The sequence below is a fragment of the Clostridium sp. genome (genome assembly GCF_018372875.1).
Taxonomy (GTDB): domain Bacteria; phylum Bacillota; class Clostridia; order Clostridiales; family Clostridiaceae; genus Clostridium.
Window position 1 is genome coordinate 53,892 of record NZ_JAHAIF010000016.1, and the last position, 16,577, is coordinate 70,468.

The window sequence follows — 16,577 nt, forward strand, 5'->3', positions numbered from 1 at the left end:
AGGGCTTTCTTAGTTTTTTATATTTTTAAGCTAAATTATTTCTCCATCCTTATATTCCGGAACTATAGTTGTTAGATCTTTTTTTATACAGTAACCTACATCATTTCTTAATCCTAGACCTATCATAACATTATAGTGTCTTGCTTCTTTGATAAAATCAATAATATTAGGATTACATTCAAAAGAAAGTAGTGCTGTCTTTGATAAATCTGTTAACTCTAATTTATCACATTTTTCTATAAGAGCTTTTATAATAACACCTGAACAAATAAAATCATCCATTGAGAACTGACCATTAGTCCCTGCATTAACTATAACAACATCTTCATTTAACGAAAGTAACTTTTCAGCAATAGCTGATGCATTTAACATACAAGCAACAAATATCCTTTTAGCCTCTAAACAACTAGTTAATGTTCTCGTTCCATTAGTAGTTGTAATTACTATAGTTTTTCCTTCTACCACTTCTTTTGTATATTCTAATGGTGAATTAGATAAATCAAAATCATCTATTTTTAATGCTTTCCTTTCTCCACCTAATATACAGTCTTTATCTCCAATAGAAGCTCTCAACTTTAGGGCTTCTTCTATTGTTAATGTTGGAATCACTTTCTTACACCCATTCATTAATGCAGTAGTAATTACTGAAGTTGCTCTAAGCATATCAATTACTACTACTACCTTATTTTCAATTATATCTTTTCTAATATAATCAGCTGAAATAATAATATCTATTTTCATAATCTCATCCCCAAAAATTAATTATTTAAATGTCTTCCCCTGATAAATATCATTATCTATGAATGCTTTATCTATAGCATTTAAAATCTCCCATTTTTTTAAACTCCACATTGGACCTATTAATAAATCTCTAGGTGCATCACCTGTAAGTCTATGTATAACCATATCCTGTGGCAACATACAAACGGATTTACATAATAAATCAATATAATCCTCCTGAGATAAGAATTCTAACCCTCCAGCTTCATAAACTTTAACTAAAGGTGTATTTTTCATTAAATGCAGCAAATGAAATTTAACACCCTGCGCACCACTGTGAGCAATATAATCTACTGTCTTTAACATATCTTCTTTTGTTTCCCCTGGTAATCCAAAAATAGCATGAACTACAAAATCTATATTTCTCTTTTTTAATCTAGTGATAGCATCTTCAAACACATTTAGTTTATATCCTCTATTTATCTTTCTAGCTGCGTCATCATTAGATGTCTGTAAACCAAGTTCTACCCAAACATAATACTTTTTATTTATCTCTTCCAAAAGATCTAATACATCTTCTCCTAAACAATCAGGTCTTGTAGCTATAGCTAAAGCTACTACCCCCTCTTGGCTTAAAGCTTCTTCATACTTCTTCTTTAGGACATCTACAGGTGCATAGGTATTAGTATACGCTTGAAAATAGGCAATATACTTTCCTTTCTTCCACTTCTTATTCATCATGTCCTTAATCTCTATAAATTGCTTCTCAATAGAAAAGTCCCTATCTCCTGCAAAGTCTCCCGATCCTCTTTCACTACAGAATAAACATCCACCTTTGCTAATAGTTCCATCTCTATTAGGACAAGAAAATCCCCCATCAAGTGAAATCTTAAATACTTTCTCCCCAAATTTATTTCTAAGAAAATAATTTAAATTATTATATCTCTTTCCTCCCCAGTCTTTCACCATGGAAATCTCCTCCTCTTTTGATAAAACATCATCTACTATGATAACAAATTAATTTAAAAAATTAAAATCCTAGTGTTTCCAAAAAATAAGAACTGTTACATTAGCAGATAAAAAAGGTGTAGCGGATATTTATTTTGCTTGTTCCGTCCATAGCTCCTTTTATGTATTTCACTAAAAGTAGATTATTTCTAATTAGAGTTTATCTCACCAAAATCCATTCAACACCGCATTTTTACTATAACTTCTTAAGTTCTTAAGTTCTTAAGTTCTTAAGTTCTGGTGTTAGTATATTTTTATGGACACATTTTTTATAAAACAATTAAACTATAAAAAGTAAATAGACTCATAGATCTTTATCCATACTTTAATTTCAATTATAATTTCCTAAAGAATAAAAAAATCGCCAAGGCGACTGTGGAGCCGTCGATTTTTTTCGCCCATCTGCATTTCCGAAGCTTGCCTGAGGAAAATCTTGCAGGTAGATATAATTTCCTCTAAAGAATAAAAAAAGGAACTATGCACTAATTATTATTTAGCGCAACAGCTCCTTTATATATTATTCTATTAAACCTTCTGATATTAAAAATTCTCTAGCCACTTCTTCAGGAGATTTACTTAATTTATCAACTTTATAATTTAAATCTATCATGGTTTCTTCATCTATTTTTTCATCTAGTACAGATAAAACTTCTTTTAACTCTGGATATTTTTCTAAGGTATCCATTCTTATAACAGGAACTGCATTATATGGCGGAAAGAATTCTTTATCATCCTCTAAAACTTGTAACTCAAAAGCTTTTAATAATCCTTCTGTAGAGAATGCATCAATAAATTCACAATTACTATTTTTTAATGCTGAATATCTAAGGCTTCCATCCATAGCCTTTACACTTTTAAACTTCAATCCATATAATTTACTTAATTCACTTAATCCATCATCCCTATTAACAAATTCCATTGTAGGACTGATTACAAATTTATTATTATATTTAGCTAAATCAGATATTTTTTTTATATTATACTTCTCTGCAATTTCTTTAGTTGTTGCTATTGTGTAAGTATTATTAAAACCAAGAGGATTTAATAACGTTAAATTATACCGCTCCTCCATTAACTCCTTACTTCTATTGTAAACCTCATCTTTATCTCTTATTAATGGTTCGCCTAATATATTTAAGAGTAAACATCCTGTATAGTCAACATACATATCAATCTCTCCCTTTTGTATAGCCGATGATACAACAGAGCTTCCTCCTAAATTTAACTTTCTTTCTACATTAAGGTCAGTTTTTTCTTCTATTAAATCTGCAACTATATTTGCTAAAATCAATTGTTCTGAATAATTTTTTGATCCTACTACAATTGTGTCACCTTTTTTTCCATTAAATATATTAGATACACCTGTAAACACTAATAAAATAGCTAGTATAGCTCCAACTACCTTAAGCATCTTATTATTTTTCTTTCCATTTGATAAAAGTCCAACAGGAGTTACTGCAACCTCAATCTTTCCAAATATAAAATCTATAATTAAAGCTAAAACACAAGCTGGTATAGCTCCTGCTAAAATCATATTATTATTTACTGTTTGTACACCTGTAAATACTAGATATCCTAATCCTCCAGCTCCTATAAAAGCAGCTAATGTCATTAACCCAACTGATGTTACTGCAGATATTCTTACTCCAGACATAATTAAGGGTAAAGATACTGGTATCTTTATCTTAATTAATGTTTGTCTTTTAGTTAATCCCATTCCTCTTGCAGCTTCTAACATATTTTCATCTATATTAGTTAATGCAGTAAAAGTATTTTTTACTATTGGCAAAAGAGAGTATAAGACAACAGTAGTTACAGCAGGAACAGTTCCTATTCCAAGTAACGGAATTAACAATCCTAATAAAGCCATAGATGGCACTGCTTGCAATGTATTTATTAATCCTAGTATAGGCTTTCTTAGAACCTTAATATTTGTAATAAGTATACCTAAAGGAATTCCTATTAATATAGCTAAAACAATTGCTAACATAGTTAAAAATGTATGCTCTATTAATAATGATAATATTTGCTCTTTCCTTTCTAAAATAAAACTAAAAAAGTTACTCATTAGTTTCTTCCTCCTCTTCTAAGTATTGCTGACTTAAAACGGAAATCAAACTACTCTTAGTAACCAAACCAACTAATACTTTATTTTCATTAACTACAGGTAAATATCCTACAGAGTTTTCATTCATTATTGTTAATACATCTACTAAATTGTCATCATCCTTTACATATAACAACTCTTTTTCCATTACATTTTCAATCTTTGTATCTAATGGTATCTCTCTTCTTATTTGTTTTAATGTAACAAGACCTATAAGTTGATTTTCTTTATTTACTACAAGTAAGCTATCAACTTTATTGGATTTCATCATTTCAATAGATTGAACTATAGTTCTAAAAGGCTTTACCTTAATAGGATCTTGTATCATAATATCCTTTGTCTTTATAAATTCAGGTGTATCCCAAATTTTCTTACTTCCTATAAATTCTTTAATAAATTCATTTGCTGGTCTTCTTAATATATTTTCAGGAGTATCATACTGTTGTATCTTTCCTCCATTCATAATACATATCTTATCTGCTATCTTTATAGCTTCATCCATATCATGAGTTACAAATATTATTGTTTTCTTTAGCTCTTGATGAAGAGTTAGTAATTCATCTTGCAAAGAACTACGTGTAATTGGATCTAACGCACTAAAAGGCTCGTCCATTAATATTATGTTAGCATCAGTAGCAAATGCTCTTGCAACACCAACTCTTTGTTGCTGACCACCACTTAACTGAGCAGGGTACTTATTCGTATACTCATCTGAATTAAGTCCCACCATATTTAATAATTCAATTGTCTTTTTATTTATTTTTTCTAATGGCTCCTTTTTTAACTTAGGTATTAATTCTATATTTTCTTTTATTGTCATGTGTGGGAATAATCCTACATTTTGAATTACATACCCTATTTGCCTTCTTAGCTGAATAGTATCTTGGCTTGCAATTGAATTTCCATTTATGAATATAGATCCTTCTGTAGGCTTTATTAACTTATTAATCATCTTTAATGTTGTTGTTTTACCACAACCACTTGGTCCAATTAATACCACTAAGTCACCATCTTTAATATGAAGATTTATATCATTTAATATAACCTTATCCCCTATCTGTTTAGTTATACCTTTAAACTCTATCATATTTCCCCTCCCTCTAACAACTTATTTTCATTTATAAGTTGTTAGCATAATTATATTATACTTTCTATTTTTTATAAACCTTTGTATTTCCATTAATTTTCCATTTTATTAAGTTTTAACATGCTCTGCTGTAATTAGAGCTTAAACTTCTATGTATTCCTAAGTAATCTTTAAATTAACTCTTAATTGCTAAAAAATAAGAAAGTTAACCAATATATTGATTAACTTTCTATCTTCTATTCTTTAAATACCTTTAAATCTTCCACATCTATTTTATATGTACCCTCATTCTCTTTATCATCTCCTATAGCTTTAACTGTAATAAAAACACCATTATCATCAATTCTCACTACATCTGATGAATACTTTTCTACAGGAAAATATTCATTTAAGTTCAATTTTAATAATTCTCCTGTTGGATTTTTATATATTCTAATTCCACTTCCTTTACCCTCTTCTTTAATTTGAACTATTAATTCTCCATCATCATTTGAAAAAAGTAACTTTTCCACTATAGATCCATCTACTACATCATAGGGCACTAACTTATTTAGTATTGGCATCTCTAACGCATCTTCAATTGCTTCATCAACATTTCCTTCACTTGAGGATGGTGCATCTCCCCCACCCTCATTATTTCCAGCTGTAGGCTTAGTATCTTCTACAATGGCTAAACCTATGAATGTTCTTAAACCATTTGTGGTTGTAAATGCAACTTTATTTCCCAAAAACCCTATTCCCATCTTATTAAATGATCCTTCTGGAACACTCTCTTTATCTACTACAACATTATCTCTATTAGGGTATACCTCCCTTGGCAAATCCTTCATTCTTAATAGCAATTGACTCTTTCCTACTTCATAATCCCTTAACCTTAAAGTTTTTTCAATTTTATACACCTGTTTTTCATTTGTTGATTTAATTTCATCCACTAGATATTCTTTATCTTTCTTTACAACCTTTATTACAACCTTATCTAAATCAATTCTGCTTTCATCCTTTTCTTCTTTAACCACTATATAAGTAAAATATGCATGATCTGCTCCTTCTGAAAGCTTATCTAATTTATACCCATTTATACTATCATTTTGTATTTTTCTTATTTCTTCATTATCTTTTATTACCCCTGTACTTATCTTATTACTTTCGTCAAAATTTTCATTGGTTATATTTTCCATGTAGTTACTTGCTATTTCCCCAGCCTTTTTTATATTAAAAACATCTGAACTTACATTGAATTTTTTTCCAAAGCATCCTACAAAAGAAAAGATTAAAATACTAGATAAAAAACATGAAACTATTCTTTTCATAATAATTACTCCCTTCATTATACTTTCTTAGTTTTCCTAAGAAAAAATCCCTTATACATTTACTAAAGAATATTTGAATATTCCACATTATATATTAAGTATAGGAACAAGTTTGAAAGGAGGTTTTTAATTGAAAAAAGAATTGCTTAAAATATTTCAGGTAGCTGTTGTGTTTATTGGAACAATCGTAGGTGCTGGACTTGCTTCTGGAAAGGAAATCTCTAACTTCTTCACTTCCTTTGGACCAAAGAGCTTTATTGGAATTTTAATATGTGGAGTTTTGTATATAACAATGGGGATTATAATCTCAAAAATAAGTCTTTTGTATAAACTAAATTCATATAGCGAAGTAATGCAAGTAATCAGCCCTAATATATTTGGAAAGCTTACTGGAATTATTACTACGTTATACTTTATTTCAAGTGCATCAATTATACTAGCTGGAAGTGGAGCTTTAATACATCAATTTTTTGATATTCCAAAAATCGTAGGAACTTTAATTATGCTTTGTATATCCTTATTCTTTTTACTTAGAGGAACTGAAGGATTAATTGAAGTAAATAGTTTTATAGTTCCTGGTTTAATACTAACAATTTCTTTAATTACTACTTTGTATATTGCATTTGGTAATGATGTAATGACAATTGATAGCATTATTCATGCTCCAGCAAAAAAAAGTGGTGTATTTATATCTACATTACTATATTCAGGCTATAACATATTGTGTAGCTCAGGTGTTCTTGTTCCCCTTAGTACCAAAATGAAAAAGTCAAAAACTATGACTATAGGTATAGTATTAGGCGCATTAGGACTAACTTTCTTATCCCTTTCGATAAACTCATTACTTTTAATCAATCAACCATATATATATGAGTATGAAATACCATTATTATTTATAGCTCAACGTTTTGGACCAATAGTACAAGCTATATTATCAATGATTATTTTATTGGAGATGTTCTCCACAGAAGTTTCAGATGTATACTCTATAGGAAAGACATTAGAACAAACATTTAAAATTAAGTTCAACTTAGGTATAGTTATAGTTTTAGCTATAGCATTACCAATATCTCAAATTGGATTTGGTACCTTAATATCTACACTTTATCCTATGTTTGGATGTTTAAGTTTAATATTCATAGCACAATGTATTATTTTTTATTTTAAACATAGAAAAGAAATGACCAACTAGATAGTTGATAGTATTTTATAGCAGTCTTATAATTTAATAAGTATAAATTATGAGGTGCTATAAAATGAAGTATGATTACCTATTAAAAAAATGTGATTTATGCCGAAGGCATTGTGGTGTTAATAGACTAAATGGTGAACTAGGTATATGTGCTGCTGATGATAAGCTAATTGTAGCTAGAGCAGAATTACACCTTTGGGAAGAGCCCCCTATATCTTGTGAAAATGGTTCAGGCACAGTATTTTTTTCACATTGTAATTTAAAATGTGTATTTTGCCAGAATCACGAAATAAGTCAGGAATATAAGGGTGCTAAGATAACCATAAATAGACTTAGCAATATTTTCTTGGAACTTCAAAATAAAGGTGCAAATAATATAAATCTTGTTACACCTACCCACTATGTACCACAAATAATAGAAGCCCTAGAAATAGCTAAATCTAAAGGATTAAAACTACCTATCCTTTATAATACCAATAGTTATGATACATTAGAAACTATAAAGTTATTAGATGGATATATAGATGTTTATCTTCCAGACTTTAAGTATTTTGATGATAAATATTCTATAAAATATTCAAAGGCAAAAGATTATTCATCTGAAATAATTCCCATATTAAAAGAAATGGTTAGGCAAACTGGTAAGCCATCCTTTGATGATAAAGGTAGAATTCTTAAAGGAGTTATTATAAGACATTTAATGCTTCCTGGCTTACTATTTGATTCTAAGAAAGTTATAGATAAAATATATTCTACTTTTGGTGATGATGTTTATATAAGCATAATGAATCAATACACACCAATGCATAACTCATCTAAATATCCAGAAATAAATAGAATTTTAAATCCAAAACATTACGACTCACTAATTGATTATGCTAGTGAATTAGGAGTAATTAACGGATTTATTCAGGATGAAGGTTCCAATACAACTGAATACGTTCCCAACTTTAACTTTCAAGGAGTGCTATCAGATAAATAATAAAAAGTCGGGATGGATATTTATTTTGCTTGTTCCGTCGCAATCTCCAAGTCACAGAAAAATAAATATCTATGCCCTTCATACTAATTAAAATTTTATAATTGGTCTAGACAGCAAAAAAGAAACTCTTACTGTTATATATGAGTTTCTTTTTTATATCTATTAATTTGGATAATTAAAGAAAGGTACAGAATTACTTCCTCTGCTCATTTCTCGGGAATTAGGTGGATAGAATATATTTTCACTTCTTAATTCTGCTATTCTTGTTACGCCTACATAAATGTCAGATATCCTATACCATGTTGCATAATCAACAACTCCTGTTTTAGGTAAATTAAATATTCCTTGAAATACTCTAACTGCTTCTGCAGTAGATTCACCATAAGTACCATCAACTGCTACTTTAGGAATTAAAGGATAGTTTTGTGCAATTCTATTTAAAAACTCTTGTGTCTGCCTAACAGGTTCTCCATTTGAACCAACTGTCAAATCAAATCCTGGATATGAAGATGGACTACCACTAACCTGTTCAGCTGTTGTTAGTTCAATATCATTTCCATAGTAATAAGTTAATATATCATAAGGTATATAACCTTGATCACCAAGGTACTTACTGCCCCATTGACTTAACCATTGAGGACAAGTTACATTCTTACCATCACAATATTGTGTTAATAGTGGTTGCTTTCTTCCAAATCTCCTAATATAAGTGGAGAATATTTCATCAACAATAGCACTTATACTATCATAAATATTTCTTCCATAATTAAATGCATGATCATAAGCTGTAGAACTTGTTATATCAAAATTCTTTCCTTTTCCTCTATACCATTCCGTATAAATTCTATTTAATGTAAATGATATAATACAAAATACATTTGCCCTTATTGTACTCTCTGGCCATGTAGAGTATATTTCACACGAAGCTACATTCTTTATATAATCTTTATATAGGACTTTATAATTAGGCGCAGAGTTATCATTAGGACTTCCTTGATGCACTGTTATAAATTCTGGAACTACAGGCTTTGGTAATACAACTCCTCCTGTAGGCGGTGGAAGAGGTTTATCTGGCGATTCTGGTATCTTTGCTGGGAAATTACCAATCAATGTATTTGGTTGAATTATAATTATTTCAGCTCTACTTGATCTATTTGCATTTTCTTGAAGATTTATTTTCTGTAAGGCTGTTGATTGTGGAAATACTTGCACCCCTCTTATTGATATAGGATTAAACCCATCTCTTTCTACTAAAATATCATAAAGACTATAAGGTACATTATTAGTAGGTTCTTGAGAGTACTCCAGTGGTGGTGCTGATAAATCTATTACTTGAGTTGAACCTGAAGAATCTGTAAGTAATGTAGTATTAATATTACTTGCACTTGCATTATTAGGTGCTGTAGTTTTGTTACCAAGGGCATTTATGTTTTGAACTTGGTCACTAGTTGTTGGATTTATAGTTACTCTACAGTTATCTATTGGTACTGCGCTTTCTCCTCTAAAGCATTGAACTTTTAATTGACCTATATCAGCCATTAATATCTCCTATGAAATTGTTTCATAATATATTATGCTTAGTACTAATTATATGTGATACAGCTACAATGGTTTTCTTATAAATAGTCCTCCCACATTAAATTCTTCATATTTATTATCAATAATATCATTATCATAAGAAATTTCTTGATATGATCTTAAAGCAACATTTTCTCCATAATTTCCTCTCATAGCATTCAATATTCCAGTCATATCTATAATCCCATATCCCCATTCTCTATTTGGATAAACATCTCCACCTCTCATACGGGTACCTCTAATAATATAAGACTTCACCTGTGTAGCATATATTTCAGGTTTATTTCTATCAACTACAGCCCACTGCAATATTAAAGCACATATTCCTCCAACTATTGCTGTTGAAACTGAAGATCCACTTGCTACCCCTGCACCTCCACCAGGCCTTACTATTGGTGCATTAATTCCTCCTGCTACAACATCTGGCTTTATTCTTCCATCTGTAGTATAGCCCCTACCTGAAGCTCCCACTGTAGCATTATTATTTTGATTATAATAACCTACAGATATTACTGAATTAGCTGTTGAAGGTAACATTAAAGTCGTATACTGAGATGGCTTTAAAAACCTTGTGTCTGGATCTAATAAAGCCCTTTGTGGTAACCAAGCCCAATACATACCATCAACTACATATTCTCCATATAAGGTAAACTTCCATATGCCTTCTTTTAAATATATACTTCTTATTACTATTCTTTCATCACCAGTAGCTTCATTAGGCATATCTATATCTATAGACATTATAGTTCCTTCATATAAGAACTTAATATTTCTTCTACCTCCAGACCTTGGAGATATTCTATCTATAACTTCACCTGAAGGAGATGTTACGGATATTGATGCACTATTAGGCTGCCTTATCCATATTTCAAAATTCAATGTATTTTGATTCTTTCCAACTCTTAATTCAATTACCTCAGTACTCCCAGAACTTCTGATATTACCTTCTGTATGGGTATCGGTATCGCCCTCATTTCCAGTTCCTACAACAGCGACATTTCCTAAGGTACCAGCAATCCTATCAATAACACCACTAACTATAGTTCTACCACTATGTTCACCATAATTTGTTCCTAATGGAATTATCATAACTGTTGGCATATTTAATTCCTTAGATATTGAAGTTAGATACCTCAATGCAGTTACTATACTAGTATAATCATATCTATTATTTCCTACTGTTGTTACTCCAGCAGTTCTAAGCACTATATCAGCAGCTTCTTTTAATTTAACAACCACTATACTACAGTTTGGAGCTATACCTATTAAATCTGGATTTTTACCTCTTGCTGCTGCAAGTCCTGCTACCATTGTTCCATGACCGTTTGTATCTCTAGTAGCAACTATACTATATGGATCACCTCCAGACTTTTTAAGAGATATAGCTTGATTTATTTGTTCCTCTGTATACTCTATCCCCACCTTTAAACCATTTATCTCTTGCCCTATATTATCTAATGTCTGATCCCATATCCTTACTATCCTAGTAGTATCATCTTCTTTTTGAAATTCGGTATTTAAATAATCTATTCCTGTATCTATTACTCCAATCAATACACCTTTTCCATTTAAACTTAAGTATGGATTAATATGATAATTTAATGCATTACTTGCCTCAGCTGGAGTTTCATCCGTTAGCGTAAAAATTTGAGGATTTATATCATCTACAATTCCAGATATATATGGGGATATATTCTTAATGTTACTTATAGGCGTATATACTATTCCATAGTTTTCCGATATAGTTGTTACTTGTGTATTCGGAATATTATTAAGCTCTTTAAAGCGTTCCTCACTTACAAACTCTACCAATATACCAACTACTTCATCTGAATTCGCATATGAATTCAAGTATTCTTCTATAGTGTCAAACCTTTTTTGTTGCCTATTCATGTTACTCTCCCTAAAATTGCTTATATTAATAACATTTAAAACATCCAATATCTGTTGTAAACTATTATATGCACAAACTTCACCGTACCCCCAACTTATATTTGGATAACTTACATCTATTCTTTCTCTCTTTGCTCCAGTTACCAAAAAATATTTTACTCTATCTCCAAATAAGTAAGGATCATTTCCTTTAATAATTCCCCATTCCATTATTAATGCACATATTCCTGAAACGTGGGGAGCTGCCATTGAAGTTCCTGACTTTGTATCATATGACCTGTTAGGAATAGTTGATGTAATTCCTTCTCCTGGCGCAACTATTTCTGGCTTTGCTTCAAAATACATGTTAGTTCTTCCTCTTCCACTAAATGAAGAAATATTATTTGTTAAATAATTATAACTTCCTACTGAAATTACACTATCTACTGTAGCTGGTATACCTAATGTATTATCTATACTAGGTTGTAGAAACTTTGTATTTACATTTAATCCCTCTGATACAGGTAACCACATATCAAATACTCCACTATATTCATTTAATACTCTTAAAATAATTCTCCATACTCCTTCAATAATATACTGAGCATTTGTATATAAGGAAACTGATATCTCTCCTACCATATCAAATGGTTTAGGTCCAGTTGTAAATACCCTATACCTATTACCAGAAATAACACCTTCCTTATATCCTTCTTCTATTACTATTTCTCCAGATGATGCTCCAGTTGGTGCTATAATCTCTATCGATACCGCTGGTAATATTGACTTATATAAATTTAAAAATACTGCTATTTCACCTGTAGCAACCTCAAAATTAATATCATTACTATTTTTTAGAAGACCACCAACATGATGTGCTGCATCCCCCTCATTACCTGCTGCAACTACTATAGTCACTCTTTCATGATTAGCTATAGTTTGTATATATAATTCTAATAAACTACTTCCATCATGTGCCCCATCATTTGTACTTAAACTCATATTAACAACCAAAGGCATATTTAACTCTTTACTTTTATCGATTAGAAACTTCAATCCTCTCATTATACTAGTACTTAGAGAAAAATAACCTCTACCTGCTTTCACCATCATGATTGAACTTTTTGGTGAAACTCCATAATATCTTTTGTCAATTCTTCCTCCAGCACAGGCAATACCAGCTACATGAGTACCGTGACCAGTTAAATCTTCTGAAGGCACTACTGAATATGGATCTTGTGACTTTAATGCAGTGTCTATAGTAGCCTTATCATAAACCTTACTTGAATCTTGAGTTAAATCATATATATACTCTATTCTTGTAGTTCCATCCTCTTTTAAAAAACCAGGATGAGTAAAGTCTATCCCAGAATCAATAAATCCTATTACTATCCCTTCACCACTAAGAGAATAAGTATTTCTAGTTTTATCCACACAAGCTGCTCTATTACTACCTTGGTCAGTTAGGATCATACTTTTAGGAAATTCTATATATTGTATTGCTTTATTTTGTGCTAAGTTTACAAGATTGGTTGCTGGTATAGTTACAATGGCATACCCATATCCTAAGTCTTCAATCCTGCCTCCTAGATTCTCTACTATTGCTTTTACCACTTCAAGTGGTTCTCCATATAAAATGGTTACCTCAATCTCTCCTTGAGCATTCTCATTTAATGTTTGTGTTGTATTTAATTTAGCTAAAAATTCTAAAGGTACATTCTTAAGTAAATTGCTTACATTATTTATATTCTCTATAATAAATCAACCTCACAAGATTACTAATAATTTTATTTATAAAATCTCACTACCAATATATAAAAAAAGGTGATATATGTTACCAACATATATCACCTAAACAAGCTAAAGCTGTATCTCTAACCTTTCTAACTTAGCTATAATTTTTACTTCATTCATTTGTATAGTTTCTGTCTTAGCTGCCCCATCATTACCTATAAGTAATAACTTTTGACCACCTAAACTCTTTATTTGTCTTATAACTCTTTTATTGTCATACTCTATAAGAAACAACCCATTATTACTTGCTTCTTTAACTAAATGACCAAAAACTATATCATCCTTCATCATTCTGAATCCAGACATACTATTGTCCTCTACTTTTATATATAAAACTTTATCTGCAGGATATCCTTCTACCTTATTTGAATATATAGGAAGTTCTTTATTTCCTAGTTCCTTTTTTAAACTATAGTCATATATTATTACCTTTTTCAATACAGATGAGAAAGCATCAGTCCAGACAGGTGAAGTTTCTCCAAGTATTTTGGCATTAATCTTCTTTTCCTTTTTAGTAACTTCTGCTACCTTTCTTTCTTCCATTAATGCTTCATCTGTTACAACCATACTTATATCATTCAAATCCGTATTAAGGATCTTTGCTGCTCTTTCTATAAATCCTTCTTGAGCAACTCTTCTTCCCATTTCTACTTCATTAATAAATTTATCAGATACACCTAACTTTTTTCCTAAAGCCTTTTGAGTAAGACCAGCTTTTGTTCTTGCTTCCTTGATCTTCTCCCCTACTCTACTCACTTTTATCTTCCCTTCTAATGCTTATTCTATAATTTCAGGTTCTCCATAAGTTTCACCAAATGTATCAACTGTCATACTCTTTATAACTTGATCTTCATAAGGTCTGTCATTGTAATCTCTCTTTGTTGTTACAATTTTATCGGCTTCTTCTATACCTTCTATAACCTTACCAAATGCGGCATATTGTCCATCTAAGTGTGGCGCATTTTCAACCATTATAAAGAATTGGCTTCCTGCTGAATCTGGGTGCATTGCTCTAGCCATTGATAAAACACCTTTAGTATGTTTTAAATCATTCTTAAATCCATTTCTGTTGAATTCTCCTTTTATTCCATAACCAGGGCCTCCCATACCATTTCCTTCTGGGCATCCACCTTGAATCATAAATCCTGGAATTACTCTGTGAAATATTAAGCCATCATAAAATCCTCTATTAATTAAGTCTATAAAATTCTTTACTGTATTTGGAGCTACTTCAGGATAAAGTTCTGCCTTCATAACTCCTCCATTTTCCATAGTTATAGTTACAACTGGATTCTTCATAATAATTATCCTACCTTTCTTTGATTATATTTAGTATTATTATCATACTTTTCCTTGATAATTCATGTTTTAATTATATCTTATTCATTGAATATAATAAATAAATTAAAATAGAAAAAATCACTATTTAGATATTATACTAAATAGTGATTCCTTAATTTATTTAAACTACTCATTATCTTTCCTTCCTACTCAAACCCTAGCTAATAAAAGCTGTTCCCAATACTACTCTTGAGTAATTATTATAATTTGATAAATTTTTAACATTAACATTATTAAAAATCATCTCTCTTCCTGATTGATTAATTATATCTCCAAATAAACATGTTAAAAATGTCGATGGAATATTTTCAACTCCTGAGAAGTCTAATGTAATTCCTTCGTTTATACTGCTCTTTATTATATCTCTTAATATAATTGCATCTTCTATATTTATTTTATCTCCTAATACTTCCTTAACATTAATTATCATAAATAACACCCCTCTTTATTTTTTAAATTTTCTGATAATTCCTTCTCTATATATAATATACCAATTTCTAATTTTATTGTCAACTATTTAACAAACTTTTTTTCTATATTTATTTTATAACGCAAAAAAAACAGTTGTAATCCCATTAATAACAACTGCTTCTTATAAACTTTTTTATATTCCCAATAAACTTTTGCTTAATTTAATTATTTTTTCATCTTCTGATGAATTATATATATTCACTGAACCTTTTTTCTCTGAATCAGTTAGTAAACCACATAATTCCAGCCTTCTTCTTAATTCTTTACAAGTTCCTAAACCACCATCAATTACTGGAACATCCATACCTATAACTTCATGTATTCTATCTGCTATAAAAGGGTAATGAGTACACCCTAATACTATGGAAGCAATGTCCGCATTTTCATATTTATTAAATTTCTCTTTTAAATAACACTTTAATTCATTGCTATCTAAATCACCTGCTTCAATAAATTCCATGAGCCCTGCACAAGGCATTGGTATTATCTCTGCTTCATTTTTATATTTACTCATTAAGTTATTGAACTTTCTCTCTTTTAGAGTCATAGGGGTAGCCATTATAATTATAGGTCCATTCCTTTTCATTTTTACTGCTGGCTTTACTGCCGGCTCTATGCCTACTATAGGTACATTAGGATAGTCTAACCTTAACGCTGCAACAGCTGCACTAGTAGCTGTGTTGCATGCTATTACTATAGCTTTTGCCCCCTTAGTAAATAACTTATCTACTGCTTTATATGTAAGCTCTTTCACTTCTTCAGTAGTCCTTACTCCATAGGGTGCATTTTTTGAATCCCCAAAATATATATAATCCTCATTTGGCATAAGTTTTATAGCCTCTCTTAAGACACTTAATCCACCTACTCCTGAATCGAAAAAACCAATAGGCATATTCTTCTTATCCAAAGTTTCTCACTCCATTTACTTATTTATCTATAACTATTTTATTACTTTACATAGAATAAATCTATACATTATATTTATTTACTAATATGAATAATTTATTTATATCATAAGTTAGAGTATAATTTTAGTAGGCAGAGATAGTAATAAAAACTAGATAAAAATAAAAGGAGATGCAAAAGCATCTCCCAATATACATAAATATCCATTA

The 16,577-nt window shown here is 30.3% G+C and carries 13 protein-coding genes; 2 read left to right on the plus strand and 11 right to left on the minus strand.

Annotated elements, in window-relative coordinates:
* Positions 1-30: 30 nt before the first annotated feature.
* The 5 genes from KIB46_RS07275 to KIB46_RS07295 form a co-directional block, all read right to left on the minus strand.
* On the minus strand, positions 31-741 hold the full coding sequence (locus tag KIB46_RS07275; protein ID WP_156562672.1) for a 2-phosphosulfolactate phosphatase family protein: 711 nt from the start codon (positions 739-741) through the stop codon (positions 31-33).
* A 21-nt stretch (positions 742-762) separates the two neighbouring features.
* Positions 763-1,689, minus strand: a complete 927-nt coding sequence (locus tag KIB46_RS07280; protein ID WP_156562670.1) for a TIGR01212 family radical SAM protein — start codon at positions 1,687-1,689, stop codon at positions 763-765.
* A 556-nt stretch (positions 1,690-2,245) separates the two neighbouring features.
* Positions 2,246-3,796, minus strand: coding sequence for a glycine betaine ABC transporter substrate-binding protein (locus KIB46_RS07285; RefSeq protein WP_291671302.1), 1,551 nt, complete (start codon positions 3,794-3,796; stop codon positions 2,246-2,248).
* A complete protein-coding gene (locus tag KIB46_RS07290; protein ID WP_156562666.1) occupies positions 3,789-4,922 on the minus strand; it encodes an ABC transporter ATP-binding protein in 1,134 nt (377 codons plus the stop codon). Before KIB46_RS07290 ends, KIB46_RS07285 begins: the two co-directional genes overlap by 8 nt.
* A 236-nt stretch (positions 4,923-5,158) precedes the next feature.
* Positions 5,159-6,232 (minus strand): hypothetical protein, encoded by a 1,074-nt coding sequence (locus tag KIB46_RS07295; protein WP_156562663.1) that lies wholly within the window; start codon positions 6,230-6,232, stop codon positions 5,159-5,161.
* A gap of 130 nt (positions 6,233-6,362) precedes the next feature.
* Between KIB46_RS07295 and KIB46_RS07300 the strand changes: the two genes are divergently transcribed.
* Together KIB46_RS07300 and KIB46_RS07305 are read left to right on the plus strand one after the other, a co-directional pair.
* The gene (locus KIB46_RS07300) at positions 6,363-7,424 is read left to right on the plus strand and encodes a GerAB/ArcD/ProY family transporter (protein ID WP_291671303.1); all 1,062 of its coding nucleotides are present in this window, start codon (positions 6,363-6,365) and stop codon (positions 7,422-7,424) included.
* A gap of 64 nt (positions 7,425-7,488) precedes the next feature.
* The gene (locus KIB46_RS07305; protein ID WP_156562658.1) at positions 7,489-8,406 is read left to right on the plus strand and encodes a radical SAM protein; all 918 of its coding nucleotides are present in this window, start codon (positions 7,489-7,491) and stop codon (positions 8,404-8,406) included.
* 162 nt (positions 8,407-8,568) lie between these two features.
* Here KIB46_RS07305 and KIB46_RS07310 read toward each other — a convergent pair whose 3' ends face one another.
* From KIB46_RS07310 to murI, 6 genes are all read right to left on the minus strand, one after another.
* On the minus strand, positions 8,569-9,945 hold the full coding sequence (locus KIB46_RS07310) for a peptidoglycan-binding domain-containing protein (protein ID WP_156562656.1): 1,377 nt from the start codon (positions 9,943-9,945) through the stop codon (positions 8,569-8,571).
* A gap of 63 nt (positions 9,946-10,008) precedes the next feature.
* Positions 10,009-13,614 (minus strand): S8 family peptidase, encoded by a 3,606-nt coding sequence (locus KIB46_RS07315; protein ID WP_363290363.1) that lies wholly within the window; start codon positions 13,612-13,614, stop codon positions 10,009-10,011.
* 102 nt (positions 13,615-13,716) lie between these two features.
* On the minus strand, positions 13,717-14,406 hold the full coding sequence (locus KIB46_RS07320; protein ID WP_156562652.1) for a helix-turn-helix transcriptional regulator: 690 nt from the start codon (positions 14,404-14,406) through the stop codon (positions 13,717-13,719).
* 21 nt (positions 14,407-14,427) lie between these two features.
* The gene (locus tag KIB46_RS07325; RefSeq protein WP_156562650.1) at positions 14,428-14,949 is read right to left on the minus strand and encodes a peptidylprolyl isomerase; all 522 of its coding nucleotides are present in this window, start codon (positions 14,947-14,949) and stop codon (positions 14,428-14,430) included.
* 199 nt (positions 14,950-15,148) lie between these two features.
* Positions 15,149-15,421, minus strand: a complete 273-nt coding sequence (locus KIB46_RS07330; protein WP_156562647.1) for an STAS-like domain-containing protein — start codon at positions 15,419-15,421, stop codon at positions 15,149-15,151.
* A 174-nt stretch (positions 15,422-15,595) separates the two neighbouring features.
* Positions 15,596-16,369 (minus strand): glutamate racemase, encoded by a 774-nt coding sequence (gene murI, locus KIB46_RS07335; RefSeq protein ID WP_156562644.1) that lies wholly within the window; start codon positions 16,367-16,369, stop codon positions 15,596-15,598.
* Positions 16,370-16,577: the final 208 nt, after the last annotated feature.

Coding starts and splice junctions, on each gene's coding strand:
- KIB46_RS07310 (WP_156562656.1), bottom strand. CDS start 9,945: ATGGCTGATATAGGTCAATTAAAAGTTCAATGCTTTAGAGGAGAAAGC.
- KIB46_RS07295 (WP_156562663.1), bottom strand. CDS start 6,232: ATGAAAAGAATAGTTTCATGTTTTTTATCTAGTATTTTAATCTTTTCT.
- KIB46_RS07330 (WP_156562647.1), bottom strand. CDS start 15,421: ATGATAATTAATGTTAAGGAAGTATTAGGAGATAAAATAAATATAGAA.
- KIB46_RS07305 (WP_156562658.1), top strand. CDS start 7,489: ATGAAGTATGATTACCTATTAAAAAAATGTGATTTATGCCGAAGGCAT.
- KIB46_RS07280 (WP_156562670.1), bottom strand. CDS start 1,689: ATGGTGAAAGACTGGGGAGGAAAGAGATATAATAATTTAAATTATTTT.
- KIB46_RS07290 (WP_156562666.1), bottom strand. CDS start 4,922: ATGATAGAGTTTAAAGGTATAACTAAACAGATAGGGGATAAGGTTATA.
- KIB46_RS07285 (WP_291671302.1), bottom strand. CDS start 3,796: ATGAGTAACTTTTTTAGTTTTATTTTAGAAAGGAAAGAGCAAATATTA.
- KIB46_RS07325 (WP_156562650.1), bottom strand. CDS start 14,949: ATGAAGAATCCAGTTGTAACTATAACTATGGAAAATGGAGGAGTTATG.
- KIB46_RS07275 (WP_156562672.1), bottom strand. CDS start 741: ATGAAAATAGATATTATTATTTCAGCTGATTATATTAGAAAAGATATA.